The 16,947-nt window shown below is 71.7% G+C and carries 12 protein-coding genes; 7 read left to right on the top strand and 5 right to left on the bottom strand.

The annotated features are described in order from the left end of the window. Positions 1-35: 35 nt before the first annotated feature. Together SK224_RS12080 and SK224_RS12075 are read right to left on the bottom strand one after the other, a co-directional pair. The gene (locus SK224_RS12080; protein WP_320434928.1) at positions 36-992 is read right to left on the bottom strand and encodes a hypothetical protein; all 957 of its coding nucleotides are present in this window, start codon (positions 990-992) and stop codon (positions 36-38) included. Between the two features lie 50 nt (positions 993-1,042). Then, positions 1,043-2,023 carry a hypothetical protein gene (locus tag SK224_RS12075; protein ID WP_320434927.1) on the bottom strand — a complete coding sequence of 327 codons (981 nt, stop codon included), beginning with the start codon at positions 2,021-2,023 and terminating at the stop codon, positions 1,043-1,045. Positions 2,024-2,078: 55 nt separating this feature from the next. Here SK224_RS12075 and cofD point away from each other — a divergent pair, with 55 nt between their 5' ends. The 4 genes from cofD (at position 2,079) to eccCa (ending at position 9,596) form a co-directional block, all read left to right on the top strand. Continuing rightward, positions 2,079-3,047 (top strand): 2-phospho-L-lactate transferase, encoded by a 969-nt coding sequence (gene cofD / locus SK224_RS12070; RefSeq protein ID WP_320434926.1) that lies wholly within the window; start codon positions 2,079-2,081, stop codon positions 3,045-3,047. Positions 3,048-3,211: 164 nt separating this feature from the next. Next, positions 3,212-4,585, top strand: a complete 1,374-nt coding sequence (locus SK224_RS12065) for a hypothetical protein (RefSeq protein ID WP_320434925.1) — start codon at positions 3,212-3,214, stop codon at positions 4,583-4,585. Continuing rightward, entirely contained in the window at positions 4,582-5,628 is a 1,047-nt protein-coding gene (locus tag SK224_RS12060) for an RDD family protein (RefSeq protein WP_320434924.1), read from the top strand. The genes SK224_RS12065 and SK224_RS12060 overlap by 4 nt, the downstream gene beginning before the upstream one ends. Next, entirely contained in the window at positions 5,625-9,596 is a 3,972-nt protein-coding gene (gene eccCa, locus SK224_RS12055) for a type VII secretion protein EccCa (protein WP_320434923.1), read from the top strand. The genes SK224_RS12060 and eccCa overlap by 4 nt, the downstream gene beginning before the upstream one ends. A 157-nt stretch (positions 9,597-9,753) precedes the next feature. Here the strand turns inward: eccCa and SK224_RS12050 are convergent, their stop codons facing one another. Beyond that, positions 9,754-10,644, bottom strand: a complete 891-nt coding sequence (locus tag SK224_RS12050) for a LysR family transcriptional regulator (RefSeq protein ID WP_320434922.1) — start codon at positions 10,642-10,644, stop codon at positions 9,754-9,756. Between the two features lie 84 nt (positions 10,645-10,728). Here SK224_RS12050 and SK224_RS12045 point away from each other — a divergent pair, with 84 nt between their 5' ends. Further along, positions 10,729-11,673 carry an EamA family transporter gene (locus SK224_RS12045; RefSeq protein ID WP_320434921.1) on the top strand — a complete coding sequence of 315 codons (945 nt, stop codon included), beginning with the start codon at positions 10,729-10,731 and terminating at the stop codon, positions 11,671-11,673. Here SK224_RS12045 and SK224_RS12040 read toward each other — a convergent pair. Further along, complete coding sequence (locus SK224_RS12040) at positions 11,601-11,969, bottom strand: hypothetical protein (protein WP_320434920.1); 369 nt, start codon at positions 11,967-11,969, stop codon at positions 11,601-11,603. The genes SK224_RS12045 and SK224_RS12040 overlap by 73 nt on opposite strands. A 331-nt stretch (positions 11,970-12,300) precedes the next feature. Between SK224_RS12040 and SK224_RS12035 the strand changes: the two genes are divergently transcribed. Both SK224_RS12035 and SK224_RS12030 read left to right on the top strand, forming a co-directional pair. After that, a complete protein-coding gene (locus SK224_RS12035; protein ID WP_320434919.1) occupies positions 12,301-13,296 on the top strand; it encodes an ATP-binding cassette domain-containing protein in 996 nt (331 codons plus the stop codon). After that, positions 13,293-14,117 carry an ABC transporter permease gene (locus tag SK224_RS12030; protein ID WP_320434918.1) on the top strand — a complete coding sequence of 275 codons (825 nt, stop codon included), beginning with the start codon at positions 13,293-13,295 and terminating at the stop codon, positions 14,115-14,117. Before SK224_RS12035 ends, SK224_RS12030 begins: the two co-directional genes overlap by 4 nt. A gap of 1 nt (position 14,118) precedes the next feature. On the opposite strand, the gene SK224_RS12025 is transcribed toward SK224_RS12030, so the two are convergent. Then, the gene (locus tag SK224_RS12025; protein WP_320434917.1) at positions 14,119-16,944 is read right to left on the bottom strand and encodes a winged helix-turn-helix domain-containing protein; all 2,826 of its coding nucleotides are present in this window, start codon (positions 16,942-16,944) and stop codon (positions 14,119-14,121) included. Positions 16,945-16,947: the final 3 nt, after the last annotated feature.

Below are 16,947 nucleotides of genomic sequence, written 5' to 3'. Positions count from 1 at the left end.
GGCGAACGGCGTCCGCGCACGCAGGGGGCTGGACATCACTGTGGATCGAGCGTCGACTTCACGGTCGGGATGCCGCGGTCGATCGGTCCGCCCGCCAGCAGTGAGCGGCCGAAGCGGACGGTCAGCCCGGTGGGCGCGGCGTTCGGCGGTTCGTCGTCCCACACGTCGCGAGCCTCGCCCAGCTTCAACGAGACCATGCCCTCGGCCGTCGGCGTGTCTCGCCAGTCGACCTTCTGCAGACCGTAGCCCTTCCAGTCGCGCGCGATCAGCCGATCGTCGAGTCGGAGGGCCGCACCGTCCTTCATGACGATGGGAAAGACGCCCGTGCCCGCGACGAGGGCGTCGGCCCGGCCCCACGCAGCGGCGGGCACCGCGTCCACGAGGCGGGCGAGCAGGGCGATTCGGGCGTCGACGGACGCGACGTCGAGCGCTTCGGCGCCGTAGCTGAGGATGACGCCCGCCCGGATCACGACCGGCGATCGCTCGGGTGCGGTCTCGAGTGCTGCCACGAACTCGGGAGTGAGCAGGTCCTGCGCAAAGGCGGGGATGAAGCCCTCCACGCTCCAGCGCGTGCTCGGCCAGAGCTGGCCGAGAGGCGGGATCGGCGGCAGCTTGATGCCGTAGTCGTCGCGGGCACGCAGCGACTGATCGCCGAAGCGGATCTCGGGCAGTGCGGCGGGCAGCCGCATCCAGATCAGGTTCGTCTCGTAACGGTCGCCCCACGCGTTGCCCTTGTTGCCGCGACGCTGCAGGTAGCCGACCAGACGTGCGACCGTGACGTCGTGACCGTGCGCCTGACCGGTGACCACTTCGCTCATCCCCGTGGGCCAGATCTCCTTCGCCGGAGTGGCCCGGAAGGCGGCCTCCGCGATCTCGATCGACGGGGGCGGCGCGGCATCCTCCCAGTGCCACCCGCGAGACTCGAACAGCGGCCTCGTGGCCCGTCGCGCGGCGGCATCCGCCTCACGACGCTTGGAACCGAACGGCAACATGCGCTCAGCGTAACCGCGCCCGGTCGGGTACGTGCCGGGTTCTGGGGGACCTATGGGCTGGGCCACGACTCGACGGAGCCGCCCGATGCGAGCGTGCTCGCCACTGTCGCGATGCGCGGCCGCGCCACGGCACCGCCCGATGCGGCATGTCCGAGCCGGAACCCGACGGCGACGCCGGGCGACGAGGTCGTCGGCGCCTCATCCGCGCGCCAGACGTCCACCGCGTCCCGATGGCGCAAGACCACGGAGCTCTCGGCCGTCGGAGCGTCCTCCCACGGGATGCGCTGCAGGCCGTAGCCCTGCCAGTCGCGCGCGACCAGGCGCTCGTCCAGGCGCAGCGCGGCGCCGTCCGGAGCCTCCACGGGGAACACCCCCGTTCCGGCGACCAGGGCGTCGGCGCGGTTCCACGCACCCGTAGGCACGCGCTCGATCAGCCCCGCCAGCAGTTCCGCTCGGGTCGCGATCGACGGCGCGTCGAACGCGTCCGCCCCGTAGGCGATCACGAGACCGGCGCGGATGATCACGGTGCAGCGCGGCGGCGCGGTGTCGAGCCACGCGACCACCTCGGGGGTCAGCAGATCCGTCGCGAAGGAGGGGATGAACCCTTGCACCGTCCAGCGCCCGCCGACACCGATCGGGATGGGCGGCAGACGCAGACCGAGATCGTCGCGGGCGGGAAGAGTCGCATCCTCGAGACGGATCTCGGGCAGAGTCCCGGGCAACGACATCCACACCGCGTGAGCGGTCGCGAGCCGCCCGTAGGGGGTGCCGCTGTTGGTCGTCCCGTAGGCGTAACCCACGAGTCGCCCGGCTCGGAAGGCGTGTGAGCGCAGCGCGCCCGATACGCTCTCGCTCACTCCGACCGTCCAGATGCGGCCGTACGGGCGAGTCATGCGCAAGACGGCTTCCTGCACTTCCAGCGGGGGCGGGGGTGCCGCATCCTCCCACTCCCAGCCGGCGGCCAGCACCTGTGGCCGGATCTGTCGACGGAGTTCGGCCTCGGCTTCGCGCTTCTTCCTCCCGAACAGCATGTGGGCAGCGTAGCTGCACCGCGGACCGCGTCACCGGCTCTGGGAGACTTGTCCGATGGCACAGAACGAGCAGCCCCGGGTCGTCGTCATCGCGGGCGGCGTGGGCGGATCCACGTTCAGCGAAGGGATGCGGGCGGAGCTGGCCCGCCGCGGCGCAGACCCCGCGACGATCATCGTCAACACCGGCGACGACCTGTGGTTGTCGGGTGTGCGCCTGCAGCCGGACATCGACTCCGTGCTCTACCGCCTCGCGGGCCAGAACGACATGGTGCGCGGATGGGGACGCGCGGGCGACACCGAGCGGGTCAACGCCGAGCTGCAGGCCTGGGGAGCGGGCTGGCCGTGGTTCACCCTCGGCGATCTGGATCTCGGTACGCACCTCGCACGCACCGGCTGGCTGCGCGACGGCGCCACGGTGTCGGAGGTGGTGGCCCGCCTGTCGGAGCGATGGCCGCTCGGGGTTCGCTTGCTGCCGATGACCGACGCCGAGGTGGACACGCACGTGCTTCTCGAGGACGGCGGGCGCCTCCACTTCCAGGAGTGGTGGACGCGCCACCGCGCCACGCTGGCGCCCCGCGCCTTCGAGAACCCTGGGATGGATGCGGCGGCTCCCGCGCCGGGTGTCGTCGAGGCCATCGCCCAGGCCGATGTCGTCGTGCTCGCCCCGTCCAACCCGGTGGTCTCGATCGGTCCCGTGCTCGGCGTGCCCGGCATCCGTGAGGCGCTCGCGCAGACCTCTGCCCGAGTCGTCGGCGTCTCCCCGATCATCGGCGGCCGCGTCGTGCGGGGCATGGCCGACGTGTGCCTCACCGCGATCGGCGTCGAGACCTCCGCCGCGGCGGTGGCCGCCCACTACGGCAGCCGCCGCGCCGGCGGCGTCCTCGATGCGTGGCTGCTGGCGGAGGAGGATGCGGCATCCGCGGCATCCGTGGGCGCTCTCGGGATCCGGCCGGTCGTCGCCCCCCTGTGGATGCGCGACGTCGAAGCCACCCGGGCGATCGCCGCGGCGGCGCTGGGCGCCTGATCGACGGGGGTGTCGAATCGTAGCGGTTCTGTGGACAATCCGCGCGCAGGCGTCGCAGGGCGACGCCGGACGTTACGCTGTCGAGACGTGAGAAGTGGGGGCGGCACGACGATGGCAGGCGCACACCGGGCGCCGCGGCGAGACACCGCGGTGGGAGGGCAGCAGTGACCACGCCCGCCGACACCGAGGAACGCCGGCGGATCGCGATCGTCGACGGAGCCGCCCGCCACGATCTCCTGATCCCTCCCGCGGCCAGCATCGCCGACGCGCTCGCGAGTCTCGGCATCCGCCAGGAGGTCGGACGCGACGTGCTGCTCGAGGTCGACGGACGCGAAGTGAGCCCGCTGCTGCGCGTCGACGATCTCAGCGACGGCACCGTGCTCGCGCTCGTGGATCTGTCTCAGAAGGTGAAACAGGACCGCCGCCGACGTCGTGACCCCTCCCGCGGAGAGGCACCCGGAGCCTGGTGGGTGCTCGGCGGCATCGCGCTCGTGCTCGCGGTGTTCTCGCTCATCGCCCCCGACGCCGTCCGGGAGTCGCTGCGCTTCCCGTTAGCGGTCGCCATGGGCGCGTTCGCCGTCACGGCGGGCATGGCGCTCGCCGTGCGCGCGCGGGGTGTCGCCAACGGCACCGACGCCGCCCTCGTCGCGGTCCTGACGCTGGCCTTCGCCGCGGGCGCCGGCATCGTCCCCGCGTTCCCCGCTGCGACCTCCACGCTGCAGGTGTTCGTCGGCCTGCTCTCGGCAGCGGTGCTGGCGGGAATGCTCGCTCTCGTCGGGCGCCCCGCGGGGCTGCACGCGCGCCTCTCGGCCGCCACGACCCTGCTGCTCGTGCTGGCGGGGGTATGGGGCTTCTCGCTCATCCTCTCGCTGCCCGTGGCTGCGCCCACCGCCGTCACGCTCGGTCTTGCACCCGTGGCTCTGCGCATCCTGCTGGCCACCCTTGTCGACGTTCCGCCGGGCATCTTCATCGACTACGAGCGCTACCAGACCACGCGATGGAGCGTGCGCCAGCAGCTGCCCGAGGAGATCCATTCCATCGGCGCCGCCGATGCCCGCGAGCTCGTGGCGCGCTCCACGGGCCGACTCGTGGCCGGCACGTTCGTGCTGATGGTCGCGGTGGCTCTGAGCGCTCCCTTCGCACTGCCGGACATGGACGATTTCGACCCGCTCGTGCTCTCGGGCCGCATCGCCCTGGCGATCACGGTCGTGCTCGCGCTCCTGCTCGGCGCACGCCGCTTCTCGGTGCCGCTGCTGCGGTGGCTGCCGCGACTCGCCGCGGGCGCCGTGGCGGTCGTGATGGTGCTGACCGCGACCCGTGAGGCCAACCCCGTGCTGCTCACTGTGCTGGCGGGCATCCTCCTGGCCGTCGGCGCGATCGCCGCGCTGATCATCATCCCCACGAGCCGCGGCGCGCAGTCCCTGCGCTGGTCGCGATTCGGGGACGTCATCGAATGGATCGCGATCGCCTTGTCACTGCCCGCCGGGCTGCTCGCCGCCGATACCGTCGATATCCTGCGTGGAATGATGGGCGCATGAGTCTGCCGCCGCAGTTCACGGGCGAACCCGCCGGAGTCGGAGCACGACTCGCCGCCTTCACGATCGACGTCGCCATCGTGGTCGCCCTCGGCGTGACCGTCGCCCTCGTCAGCGGGTCAGCCGTGTTCGGGCTTCTCGTGGGCGCCGAGGCAGTCCTGGCTTTGTGGATCCTCCAAGCCCGCACCGGGTCCGGTCCGGGGAAGGCCCTGCTGGGGCTGCGCGTCGCGCGCCTGGACGCCCCATACTCGCCCGGCGCAGGGCGCAGCTTCGTGCGCGGTCTGCTGGTCGGTATCGGCTCCCTCGTGTTCGGCGCGGGAGCATGGGTCGTCGAGGGGTCCGCATCCGCCGACCGCTCGGGCCTGCGTCGCTCCTGGGCCGACCGCGCCGCGCAGACCGTCGTCGTCGCCGTTCCCCGCCGCCCCGCGGCGGAACGGCGGAGCAGACGGCGCTCCGCCGACGAGATCGTCGCCGTCCCCTCCCCGACCGTCATCGCACGCCCCTGGTCGCCCGCACCCGTCGAATCCGGCAGAGCCCGGGGACCGATCGCCCCGCCCGCACCCGCCGAGCCGCCGGCAGCCCCCGTCGCCGCCGTCGCAACGCCCGATGTCCCGGCGCCGGCCGCAGCGGTCGCGGGCTGGGCGGGTCCCGCCGCAGCGGCGCCGGTCGTCGACCAGTCCGAGTCGGGCGAGCGCCCCACCGGCGAGCTGCTGCTCATCTTCGACACCGGCCAGCGTGCGCGCCTGCCTCTGCCCGTCGCGGTCAACCTCGGCCGCAGCCCCGAGCAGAGCGAGCAGACCGATCTGCTGGTGACGGTGACGGATCCCGACTCCAGCGTCTCCAAGACCCACCTCCGTCTCGAGTTCGATCACGCGGGCCTCTGGGTCACCGACACGGGTTCGACCAACGGGACCGAGCTGATCGACGATGACGGCCAGGTGGTGCCTCTCGCACCCCATGCACGCACCTTCGTCGACGATGACACCCGCATCCGGATCGGGAACCGCATCTTCACCGTCAGCCGACTGATCGGAGCCGCTTCGTGAGCAAGGGACCACGCCTGGCCCCGCCGTCCGTGCCGAGTGGTCGCATCGTCGTGCAGCCGCCGCCGGAGCTGGTTCCGAACGAGGGCGGCAGCAGCATGCTCACCTCCCTGCTGCCGATGCTCGGCAGTGTGGGCGCGATCGTCATGGTGACGATCTCCAACGCGGGACCGACCGGCTTCATCACCGGCGGCATGTTCCTGCTCTCCTCCCTCGGCTTCGTCGCCGTCAACGGATGGCGCCAGCGCGCGCAACGCAACGCCCAGGTGCTCGGCAACCGCCGCGAGTACCTCGCCTACCTCAGCGACCTGCGCGAAACCGTCCGCACGGCTGCGCGCAAGCAGCGTCGCCACGGCGCGTGGGTCACTCCCTCACCCTCGGCGCTGCCGTTCATCGCGGAGGAGCGCACGCGCGTTTGGGAGCGTCAGCCCGGCGATGAGAACTTCCTGCTCACCCGCATCGGCGCGTGCGACCAGCCGCTGTGCATCTCGCTCGAGGCGCCGGATCTCCCGCCGCTCGCCCAGCTCGACCCCGTCGCCGCATCCGCGGCCCACCGGTTCATGCTCACCCACGAGATCCAGCCGGATCTGCCGCTGGGGGTGACCCTGACCGACTACGCACGCATCGAAGTCGTCGGTCCTGACGAGGATGCGGTGCGCGCCCTCGCCCGCGCCATGGTCGTGGGAGCCGCCACCCTGCAGGATCCCGAGGACGTCGTCGTCGCGATCCTCGCCGGCCCCGACCAACTGCCCGCGTGGGAGTGGGCCAAGTGGCTGCCGCACGCGCTCTCGTCGCGCTCGAGCGACAAGCTGGGGCCCGCTCGCATGATCGCCTCGTCGCTGGACGACCTCGAAGACCTGCTGCCCGCCGGACTCCGCGAACGCGCGCGTTTCGCCCGCGGCGGCGGCGCCACCCCGCACGTGATCCTCGTCGTCGACGGCGTGCAGCTGCCGATGGGCGACCCGGTCGTCGGCGGCGACGGGATGCTGGGGGTCACCGTGGTGGAGCTTCCCGGCCGCTGGGGAGAGCTCGAGAACCCCGACGTCCTGCGCATCGTCATGCCGGAAGCAGCCGCATCCGATCGCCACGCCGAGCTCATCGACGTGGTGTCGGGATCGCGCACCTTCACCCCCGACACGACCTCGATCGCCGTGGCCGAGGCCACCGCGCGCCGGCTCATGCCGCTGTACTCGAACCCGGCAGCGCTCGCCGAGACGCCCGGCGCCCAGCAGGGTCAGCGCGAGCTCGTCGAGCTGCTCGGCATGCCCGACGTGCGCGAGATCGACTTCGACCGCACCTGGTCGGGTCGCCTGGAACGCGACCGCCTCCGCGTGCCGATCGGCCAGGACACGACCGGCGCCCCGCTCGTGCTCGACCTCAAGGAAGCCGCCCAGCAGGGTATGGGCCCGCACGGCGTCATGATCGGCGCCACGGGTTCCGGTAAGTCCGAGGTGCTGCGCACGCTCGTCCTCGCCCTCGCTCTGACGCACTCGCCCGAGCAGCTGAACTTCGTGCTCGTCGACTTCAAGGGTGGCGCGACGTTCGCCGGCATGGCGGGAATGCCCCACGTCTCGGCGATCATCACCAACCTCGGCAGCGAGCTCGCGCTCGTCGACCGCTTCCAGGATGCCCTGCAGGGTGAGATCGTGCGCCGCCAGGAGCTGCTGCGCGCCGCCGGCAACTTCGCCAACGTCTCGGACTACGAGAAGGCCCGCCGCGGCGGGCGCACCGACCTCGCGCCTCTTCCGGCGCTGCTGATCGTGGCAGACGAGTTCAGCGAGCTGCTGGCCGCGAAGCCGGAGTTCGTGGAGAGCTTCATCAACATCGGCCGCGTCGGCCGTTCGCTCCAGGTGCACCTGCTGCTGGCGTCGCAGCGCCTCGAAGAGGGAAAGCTGCGCGGCCTCGACACGTACCTGTCGTACCGCATCGGTCTGCGCACGTTCTCGGCGGCGGAGTCTCGCACGATCATCGGCACCCCCGACGCCTACACGCTGCCGCAGGAGCCGGGCGTGGGCTACCTCAAGGCCGACACCGACAATCTCGTGCAGTTCCGCGCCGCCTACGTCTCGGGAACTCCGAAGACGAAGCTCACCGGCGGCCGCTCGAGCGAGTCGGCCGACATATCCGGCGAAGCCGCGCGCATCGAGGTCTTCACCGCCGCGCCACAGCCGCTGGAGCTCGTCGAGGAGCCCGTCGACACCTCGCGCGACATCGTGTCGCAGCCGGTCGAGGAGCGCTCGACCTTCCAGATCGCCGTCGAGCGGATGAAGGGCAGGGGCCCTGCCGCCCACCAGGTGTGGCTGCCGCCGCTCGAGGAGCCCTCGTCGCTCGACGAGCTCATGCCCGACCTCGTGGTCGACCCGCGGATGGGGCTCCACTCCCCCGGCTGGCGCGCCGCCGGGGCCCTCACGGTCCCGCTTGGAATCGTCGACGTGCCGCTCGAGCAGCGCCGCGAGAACCTCGTGGTATCGCTGGGCGGCGCGGCCGGTCACGTGGCCATCGTCGGAAGCCCGCTCAGCGGCAAGTCGACGCTGGCCCGCACGCTCGTCTCAGCCCTCGCGCTGACGGCCACACCGCTGGAGCTGCAGTTCTACGTGCTCGACTTCGGCGGCGGCACCTTCACGGGTCTGCAGCGCCATCCGCACGTCGCCGGCGTCGCCACGCGCACCGAGGCGGAGGCCATCCGCCGCACGGTCGCCGAGGTGGAGTCGATCATCGACGACCGTGAGCGCTACTTCCGCCAGAACGGCATCGACTCGATCGACACCTACCGCCTGCGCCGCAGTCAGGGCGTCGTCGACGACGGCTACGGCGACGTGTTCCTCGTCGTCGACGGGTGGGCGACGCTGCGCGCCGACTACGAGGCGCTCGAGACGCGTGTGCAGACCATCGCCGCACGCGGCCTCAGCTTCGGCGTGCACGTGATCGTGACGGCCAACCGCTGGCTCGAGATCCGCGCGAGCCTGAAGGACCTCATCCAGACCCGCCTCGAGCTGCGCCTGGGAGACCCGACGGACTCCGAGATCGACCGCAAGCAGGCGGCCAACGTTCCGGCCGGTCAGCCCGGGCGAGGCCTCAGCGCCAAGCGTCTGCAGATGCTCGCCGCGCTGCCGCGCATCGACGGGTCCTCGGATGTGGCCGCCCTCGTCGACGGCGTCGACGACATGGTCGCCCGCGTCGGCGCCGCCTGGCAGGGGCCGGCGGGCCCGAAGCTGCGGCTGCTGCCGGAGATGATCACCCTCGACGAGGTGCGTGCGCAGACCACCCCGGACGACGCCCGCATCCTGCTCGGTGTCGACGAGGCGCAGCTCGCGCCCTTCGGCGTCGACCCGCGCAAGGAAGCCCACCTGTTCCTGTACGGCGACTCCGGAATGGGCAAGTCGTCGTTCCTGCGGGGCATCGCGCAGGAGATCATGCGCAAGTACGGCCCGACCGAGGCGAAGATCTTCGCGGTCGACTACCGCCGCTCGCTGCTGGGCGAGATCCCGCAGGAGTACTTGGGCGCCTACCTCACCTCGCACGAGCCCGCCACAAGCGGCTTGGCCGAGCTCGCGCAGTTCTTCTCGAGCCGCATCCCCGGGCCCGACGTGACCCCCGAACAGCTGCGCGAGCGCAGCTGGTGGAAGGGCGCCGAGGGCTTCGTCCTGGTCGACGACTACGACCTCGTCGCAACGAGCCAGGGCAACCCTCTCGCCGTGCTGCAGCCGCTGCTGGCGCAGGCAGGAGACCTGGGTCTGCACGTGATCCTCACCCGCCGTACCGGTGGTGCGAGTCGTGCAGCCTATGACCCGATCATCCAGCGCTTCACCGATCTGGGTGTCACCGGCATCCTGCTCGGCGGAAACCCGGAGGAGGGTCCGCTGATCGGTCGAGTGAAGGCCGCTCCCGCGGCGCCGGGCCGCGCCCAGATCGTGAGCCGCGAGCAGGGTCTGCTCTCCGCCCAGCTCGCCTTCTCGCCCTCCCACCACTGACCCGTCGGGGCCACCCTCGCGGCCCCCTTCTCCCGCGAGACTGCATTTCCCGCACGAGATCACCGTCTTTACCCGTGATCTCGTGGCCGAAATGCAGTCTCGCGGTGAAGGGACGGGGGGCACGCCGTGGGCGCACGGCCGGAACGGCGGGCAGGACTCAGGATGCGGGCAGGAGCTCGCGAAGGAGGCGCACCGCGGGCGAGTCTGTCATGCTCGCGCGCCACACCAGCGCGACTCGACGCGTCGGCTCCGGGTCGCGCACCGGCACGGCGGTCACGGAGTCCGGGAGCCGTCCGCGCCCCAGACGGGGAACGAGCGCCACGGCGAGCCCGTGCGCGACCAGCTCGATCTGCGAGGCGAACTCGCGACACCAGAAGTCGATGCGCGGAGGATGCGGTTCTCCGCGGAACATGTGGCAGAACCACTCGTAGCAGATGGTTCCGTCGGGCGTGGAGGACCACACGTGATCGCGCAGGTCGGCAGGGCTCACCGCATCCCTCGACGCGAGAGGGTCGTCACGGTGAACGAGCAGATCCGCTGTGTCACGCAAGAACTCCACGCTGCGCACGCTCGCCGGCAGCGAGAGCGAGACGCCCTCCCAGTGATGCACGATCGCGAGATCCAGCGTGCCGGCGGTGACCGCATCGACCGCGTCCCACGGCTCGACTTCGGTGACGGTCAGCCGCAGATCCGGCGCGTCGGCCGCCGCTCGCGTCACGAGCCCGGGCACGACGCCTCTCACGGCGGTCGAGAAGACCCCGAGCCGCAGGGTGCCCGTGGGTCTCGCTCCCGCGTCGTGCAGCCGCGAACGCAGCTGCTCCACCTGCACACGAAGGTGGGCCCCCTCCTCGACGAGTCGACGGCCCGCGGCGGTGAGAACCACGCCGCGCCCCTGTCGGTCGATGAGTCGTGCACCCAGATCGCGCTCCAGCCGCTTGATCTGCTGCGAGACGGCGGAGGGCGTGTAGTCGAGCTCGGCTGCTGCCGCGTGTACGGTTCCGGTGCGAGCAAGGGCGAGCAGCGCGTCAACGGCCGCGAGATCGATCATGGCCAGACCGTATCACCGTGCTTCATGAATTCATGCAGCACTGTGCGCTGGTGCTACACAAAATGGCTCGGCCACGATGGACGGGTGCCCCTTCGCTCCTCCTTGCTCGCGTCCCTCGTCGCCGTCATCTGGGGCGTGAACTTCGTCGTCATCGACGCGGGTCTGGACGACATGCCACCCGCCCTGTTCGTCGCGCTGCGATTCGCCGCCGTCCTCGTGCCCGCCATCTTCTTCGTCCCGCGACCGAGGGGTCGGATGCGGGACGTGCTGCTCATCGGGCTCTTCATGAGCCTCGGTCAGTTCGGGCTGCTGTACACGGCCCTCGCGATGGGGATGCCGCCGGGACTCGCTTCCCTCGTGCTGCAGGCTCAGGTGGCCTTCACGATCGTCGTCGCCGCGCTGGCCCTGCGCGAGACTCCCCGCCGCGCGCAGGTCGTGGGCGTGGTCGTCGGCGCCGCCGGTCTCGGCATCGTCGCCGCCGGACGGGATGCCGCCACCCCCGCGCTCGCTCTGGTGGTGACGCTCGCGGCCGCCGCCTCGTGGGCGATCGGCAACGTCATCGCACGCCGTCTCGGCGGCACGGGGCAGGGCGGCGCACGCGCGGGGCTGTCGGTGACCGTCTGGTCGGCGCTCGTGGTCCCCGTGCCGATGGTGCTCCTCGCCGTCGCGCTCGACGGACCGGATGCGGTCGGCACCGCGCTCACCCACCTCACTACCGCGCAGCTGCTGTCAACCGCCTACACGGCGTGGCTCGCGAGCCTGGTCGGCTACGGCATCTGGAACACCCTGCTGGCCCGGCACACCGCATCCGCCGTCGTCCCGTTCACGATGCTGGTGCCGCCGGTCGGGATCGCGGCGGCATGGCTTGCGCTCGGCGAGATCCCCGCACCCGCCGAGCTCGTCGGCGGCGCGGTCCTGCTGGTCGGCGTCGCCATCGCCGTGCTGCCGCCGCGCGGTCAGAAGGTCAGCGGGGCGTCCTCGGGCACACGGAGGCGCAGTGCGGCCGGAGCCGGCCAGCCGAGCTCGTAGGTGCGAAGCGACGCGTCGATCGCACCGAAGTCCTCGCTCTTGACCACGATGCGCTCCGGGGTCACCTCCACGAGACGCACGGCGAGGGGCGCTGCGCCCTCGCGCTCCAGCATCCACTTCTCGGCGAGCCACCCGAGCCCGCGCGCCTCGAGCGCCTCTTCCGCGTCGAGCCACTCGACGGGCTCGGTCATGTCGCGGCCGAGGAGGTCGACGGCGACCCAGCCGGATCCCTCCGGCCGGATCCAGCCGAGCAGCTCGCCGTCGTCGCGGCGGTGCGGGGTCCAGTCCGGGTTCATCCCGCCACCCTACGACCCCGCATCCGCCGCCGCGCGCACATGACGCACCGCCCCTCCCGCGCCGCCCTCTGCGCCGACGCGGAGCCCTCTCGACCGCGAGACTGCATCTCGAGCACGAGATCACTGTCATTACCCGTGATCTCGTGATGGAAATGCAGTCTCGCGGGTGGAGACGGGGATGCACACGGTTGCGGCGGCGGAGGCGCGGGCACGTGCCGGACGCGCAGGCACCCAGGCGTGACAGCGCGGTGACAGCGGCGGGGGGCGGCGTGACAGCGGGATGACGGCGGGAGCGGCGCACTCTGGGAGCACGCCAGCAGAAAGGCTCCCCATGACCACTTCACTCCCTCCCGCCGTCCGGGCCGAAGGCCTCGTCAAGGTGTTCGGCGACAACCGCGCGGTCGACGGCGTCGACCTCCTCGTTCCCACCGGCACCGTCTACGGTGTGCTCGGCCCCAACGGTGCCGGCAAGACCACCACCATCAACATGCTCGCAACGCTCATGCGTCCGGATGCGGGTCGCGCCGAGATCTTCGGCCACGACGTCACCACCCAGCCGCAGGTCGTGCGCCAGCTCATCGGCGTCACGGGCCAGTTCGCCTCCGTCGACGAGACCCTCTCGGCCACCGAGAACCTCATGATCTTCGCGCGCCTGCTGGGGCTCAGTCGTGCCGACGCACGCGCGAAATCCACCGAACTGCTCGAGCGCTTCGGTCTCACCGACGCCGCCCGCCGCCCGCTGAAGAAGTTCTCCGGCGGGATGCGGCGCCGCCTCGACCTCGCGGCCTCGCTCATCGCCCAGCCGCCGCTCATCTTCCTCGACGAGCCGACGACGGGCCTCGACCCCCGCACCCGCGGGCAGATGTGGGACACGATCCGCGAACTCGTCGCCGGCGGCTCCACCGTGCTGCTGACCACGCAGTACCTCGACGAGGCCGACCAGCTCGCCGACCGCATCGCGGTGATCGATCACGGCAGGGTCGTCGCCGAGGGCACCTCGGACGAGCTCAAGGCATCGGTGGGCACCGCCAGCCTGCAGCTGCGCGTCTCGGAGACGGCGGACACCGCATCCGCTCTCGAGATCGTCGAGAGCGTGCTCGGTGTGCGCGCCACGCTCTCCCCCGAGGCCTCCCGCATCACGGCACCCATGGCGGATGCGGACCGCGTCACCGATCTGCTCATCGCCCTGCGCACCGGCGGCGTGCGTCTGGCCGAGATGAGCGTGCAGAAACCCACCCTCGACGAGGTGTTCCTCACCATCACCGGCCATGACACCGGATCAGACACCGCCGACGAGACCGAGACGAAAGAGATGGTGAGCGCATGAGCACCCTCGCACCCCACCGCATCGTGCCCGCGACCGAGCGTGCACTGAAGAACCGGACGAGCCTGTCCCAGACGGTGAGCAACACCCTCACGATGGCCTACCGCGGCCTCGTGAAGATCCGGCGCACACCGGAGCAGCTCGTCGATGTCACCCTGCAGCCGATCATCTTCACCCTGATGTTCGCCTACATCTTCGGCGGCGCGATCTCCGGCGATGTGCAAAACTACCTGCCGCTGCTGATCCCCGGCATCCTCGTGCAGACGGTCGTCACGACCTCGGTCGTGACCGGCACGCAGCTGCGGGAGGACATGGACAAGGGCGTGTTCGACCGCTTCCGCTCCCTGCCCATCGCGCGCATCGCACCCCTGTCGGGCGCGCTGCTGGCCGACACCCTGCGCTACACGATCGCCACGACCCTCACCTTCGGCATGGGTTTCGTCATGGGCTATCGACCCGGCGGCGGCGTGCTCGCCGTCATCGGCGCGGGCCTGCTCGTGATCGTCTCGTCGTGGGCGATGAGCTGGATCTTCGCGTTCTTCGGCGTCATCGCCCGTACCGCGGCCAGCGTGCAGGGCATCTCGATGCTGGCGCTGTTCCCGCTGACGTTCCTCTCGAACGCCTTCGTCCCGGTCGACACGCTGCCCGACGTGCTGCGGTGGTTCGCGGAGATCAACCCGATCTCCCACCTCGTCACCGCCGTGCGAGACCTCGCGAACTCCGGCGTCGTCGGCACCGACCTGTTCGTCTCGCTCGCCGGCGCGGCCATCATCGTGGCGATCTTCGCCCCGCTGACCGTGCGCGCCTACATGCGCAAGGCCTGATTCAGAGCATCGCCACCAGGTCGGCGAGATCGGCGGGGCCGGATGCGGAGGCATCCGGCCCCGCATCCGTTCCGATCGCCGCCCGCACACGCTGCACCACCGGATCCGTCTCATCCGCGCGCCCCCGGAGCGCCGCCGCGATCGCCAGAGCCCGCCGCGCGTCGCCGGGGCGGGCGGTCGCGGCGAACAGTTCAGCGGCGGCGAGCGCCGCATCGCCCATGATCGGCTGGTCGCCCGACGCGATCGCGAGTTCGATGCCGACGCGCGCCTCATCTCGTGCCTCGTCGAGCCGCCCCACCAGCACGAGCGCCTGCGCATGACGCGCGTGCATCCACGCGTGGATCTGCGGGGGAATCCCCGGCAAGGCGCCGTCCCGCAGCGCGGGCGGCATCGTCTCGAAGATGGCGAGAGCCGCGACCCCGTCGCCGACGATCACCTCGAAGGTCACCGCGGTGAGGGACGCCTGCAGCATGGCGCGGTCGGAACCGTCGCGGCGCGCAGCGTCCTGCATCCCGACCAGGCGCTTTCTCGCCTCGCGGATGCGGCCGAGCCGCACCAGCAGCACGATCGCGAACGCCTGCTGCTGCAACTGGTCGGAGACGGAGGTCAGCCCCTCGAGCGCGCTGCTGGCGGCATCCGTGATCTCCAGCGCCTCCTCGAGCCGGCCGTGCAGCATGAGCCATTCGGAGCGCATCTGGCTCGCGAGCGCGATCCCCCACGTGTCGCCCACCTCGCGCAGCAGGCGCAGCGCCTCCTCGCTCTGACGATCGAGCCGCTCGACGTCACCGCCGTTCTGCGCGATGGCCGCCTCGATCGCGGCGACGACGCCACGCGACCAGGTCGGTGCGCCCACGAGATCGGCGGGGTCCAGGCGGAAGTTCGGCAGCCAGGGCGTGCCGGGGCGCCCGTCGCCGATGGCTCGAGCCTGGGCCTTCAGCAGGACGGGCAGGATCAGCGACAGCTCGGATGGATGCGCCGCCGCGGCCTCGGCGATCCGGTCGGCGTCCTCGGGAGCGAAACCTCCCGAGATCTGCGCATCGGCAGAGGCGAAGATGAGTCGCACACCCGTGATCACCACGCCCGCCTCGGAGTCGAGGCCGGCGTCGGCGCCCACGAGTTCCAGGGCGCCGCGCAAGGCCTCAAGGCGCTCGCGCATGATCCACGCCCAGATCTGCGCGCGCACGAGCTCGACGGCCGTCTCGCTCATCTGCGCCCGCGCACCGCTCCAGCGGGTCGCGGCGGCCAGGTTCTCCTCGTTGGCGTCGAACCACGCGATCGCGGAACGCACCGCGGGCGTGCGCAGCTCCGCGTCGCGCTCGAGGGCACGCCGGGCGAGCACCCGCGCCTGCGTGTCGCGCGCCCGATCCTCGGAGCCGCGGCGACGAAGCTGTTCGATGCCGTACTCGCGCACCGTCTCGAGCACGCGGAAGCGCCCGCGCGCCCGCTGCACGAGCGAGCGGTCGACGAGCTCGTCGAACACGCTCGCGGGCAGGGCGAAGGCGGCGGTGACGGCACCCGCATCCGCCGCGTCGATGCCGTCCGGGAACACGGCCAGGGCGAGCAGTCCCTCACGCTCGGGTTCGCCGAGCAGATCCCAGCTCCAGTCGATGACCGCGCGCAGGGTCTGGTGGCGTGCCGCGGCCGAGCGGGGACCGCGATCGAACAGCGCGAACCGGTCGGACAGCCCCGACTCCAGCTCGTCGATACCGAGCGTGCGCGCCTTCGCGCCGGCCAGCTCCAGGGCGAGCGGAAGTCCGTCGAGGTGCCGCGCGATGCGCGCGACGGCGGGGAGTTCCTCGGGAGCCGGCGCGGTGCCGCGTGCGGCCAGGATGCGGGCGGCGAGAAGCGCGGTGGCGTCCGCATCCGGCAGCGGGCCGAGTTCGACGAACGCCTCACCGGGCAGCCCCAGGGGCTCGCGGCTCGTGACCAGCACGGTGACGCCCGGCACCGCGAGCACGGTCGCCGCGACCTCGGCCGTCTCCTGCAGCACGTGCTCCGCGTTGTCGAGCACGAGCAGCACGGACCGACCCGCGAGGGCGGCGAGCACGCTGTCAGCTGCGGCGAGCTCACCCGCGGGGTTGTCCGTGAGTCGGATGCTGCGCCCGAGCGCGGTGACCACCGCGCCCCAGACCTCGCCCGGCTGGGCCGGCGCGAGCTCGACGAAGACCGCCGGCGGCCGATGCCTGGCGGTCTCGAGGGCGACGGTCGTCTTTCCCGCACCGCCCGGACCCAGCAGGGTGACGAGCCGGAACGCCTGCAGTTGAGAGGAGATGAGGGCGAGCTCTTCGGCACGGCCCACGAGCGGGGTGAGAGCCGCCGGGATCGTGGACACGGGCGCAGGCGCCTCCCCCGTCGACGGTGCCGCAGCGCGGGTGAGCCGCTCGGCGTGGGCGCGGTCTTCGAGGAGGTCGCGCAGCACCCAGTCGAAGCCGTCGGGCAGCCACGGCTCACCCCGCCACAGACCCAGCGCCTCACGGGCAAGGGATGCGGGAGCTGCGCTCGCGCGTGCCGCCTGCACGAGGTCGGCGAAGCGCACGAGGTCGATGTCGTCGCGGGCGATGCCGAGCGCGTAGCCGCCGGGTTCGGCACGGAGGATCCCCTCGGGCAGCGTCCGCCGCATCCGCGACACCAGCGACTGCAGCGACGCGCGCGGGTCCTCCGGGGCGTCGTCGGGCCACACGTCCTCCGCGAGGGCGCGGTAGCTCACGGTGGTCCCCGCATCCAGCGCGAGCCTCAGCAGCAGTGCACGCTGGCGCGATCCGCGCACCTCGATGGGCGAGCCCGCCGCATCCTCGGCCGCGAAACCGCCGAAGAACTGCAGCCGCATGCT

The sequence above is a fragment of the Microbacterium sp. BG28 genome (assembly GCF_034044005.1).
Classification (GTDB): Bacteria; Actinomycetota; Actinomycetes; order Actinomycetales; family Microbacteriaceae; genus Microbacterium.
The sequence above is the reverse complement of the archived record's forward strand: the minus strand, read 5'-3'. Positions and strand labels throughout refer to the sequence as shown.

Excerpts from the sequence above, each read along its gene's own strand:
- SK224_RS12060 (WP_320434924.1), top strand. The coding sequence starts at position 4,582 with ATGAGTCTGCCGCCGCAGTTCACGGGCGAACCCGCCGGAGTCGGAGCA.
- SK224_RS12075 (WP_320434927.1), bottom strand. The coding sequence starts at position 2,023 with ATGCTGTTCGGGAGGAAGAAGCGCGAAGCCGAGGCCGAACTCCGTCGA.
- SK224_RS12025 (WP_320434917.1), bottom strand. The coding sequence starts at position 16,944 with ATGCGGCTGCAGTTCTTCGGCGGTTTCGCGGCCGAGGATGCGGCGGGC.
- cofD (WP_320434926.1), top strand. The coding sequence starts at position 2,079 with ATGGCACAGAACGAGCAGCCCCGGGTCGTCGTCATCGCGGGCGGCGTG.
- SK224_RS12035 (WP_320434919.1), top strand. The coding sequence starts at position 12,301 with ATGACCACTTCACTCCCTCCCGCCGTCCGGGCCGAAGGCCTCGTCAAG.
- SK224_RS12040 (WP_320434920.1), bottom strand. The coding sequence starts at position 11,969 with ATGAACCCGGACTGGACCCCGCACCGCCGCGACGACGGCGAGCTGCTC.
- SK224_RS12030 (WP_320434918.1), top strand. The coding sequence starts at position 13,293 with ATGAGCACCCTCGCACCCCACCGCATCGTGCCCGCGACCGAGCGTGCA.
- SK224_RS12080 (WP_320434928.1), bottom strand. The coding sequence starts at position 992 with ATGTTGCCGTTCGGTTCCAAGCGTCGTGAGGCGGATGCCGCCGCGCGA.
- SK224_RS12050 (WP_320434922.1), bottom strand. The coding sequence starts at position 10,644 with ATGATCGATCTCGCGGCCGTTGACGCGCTGCTCGCCCTTGCTCGCACC.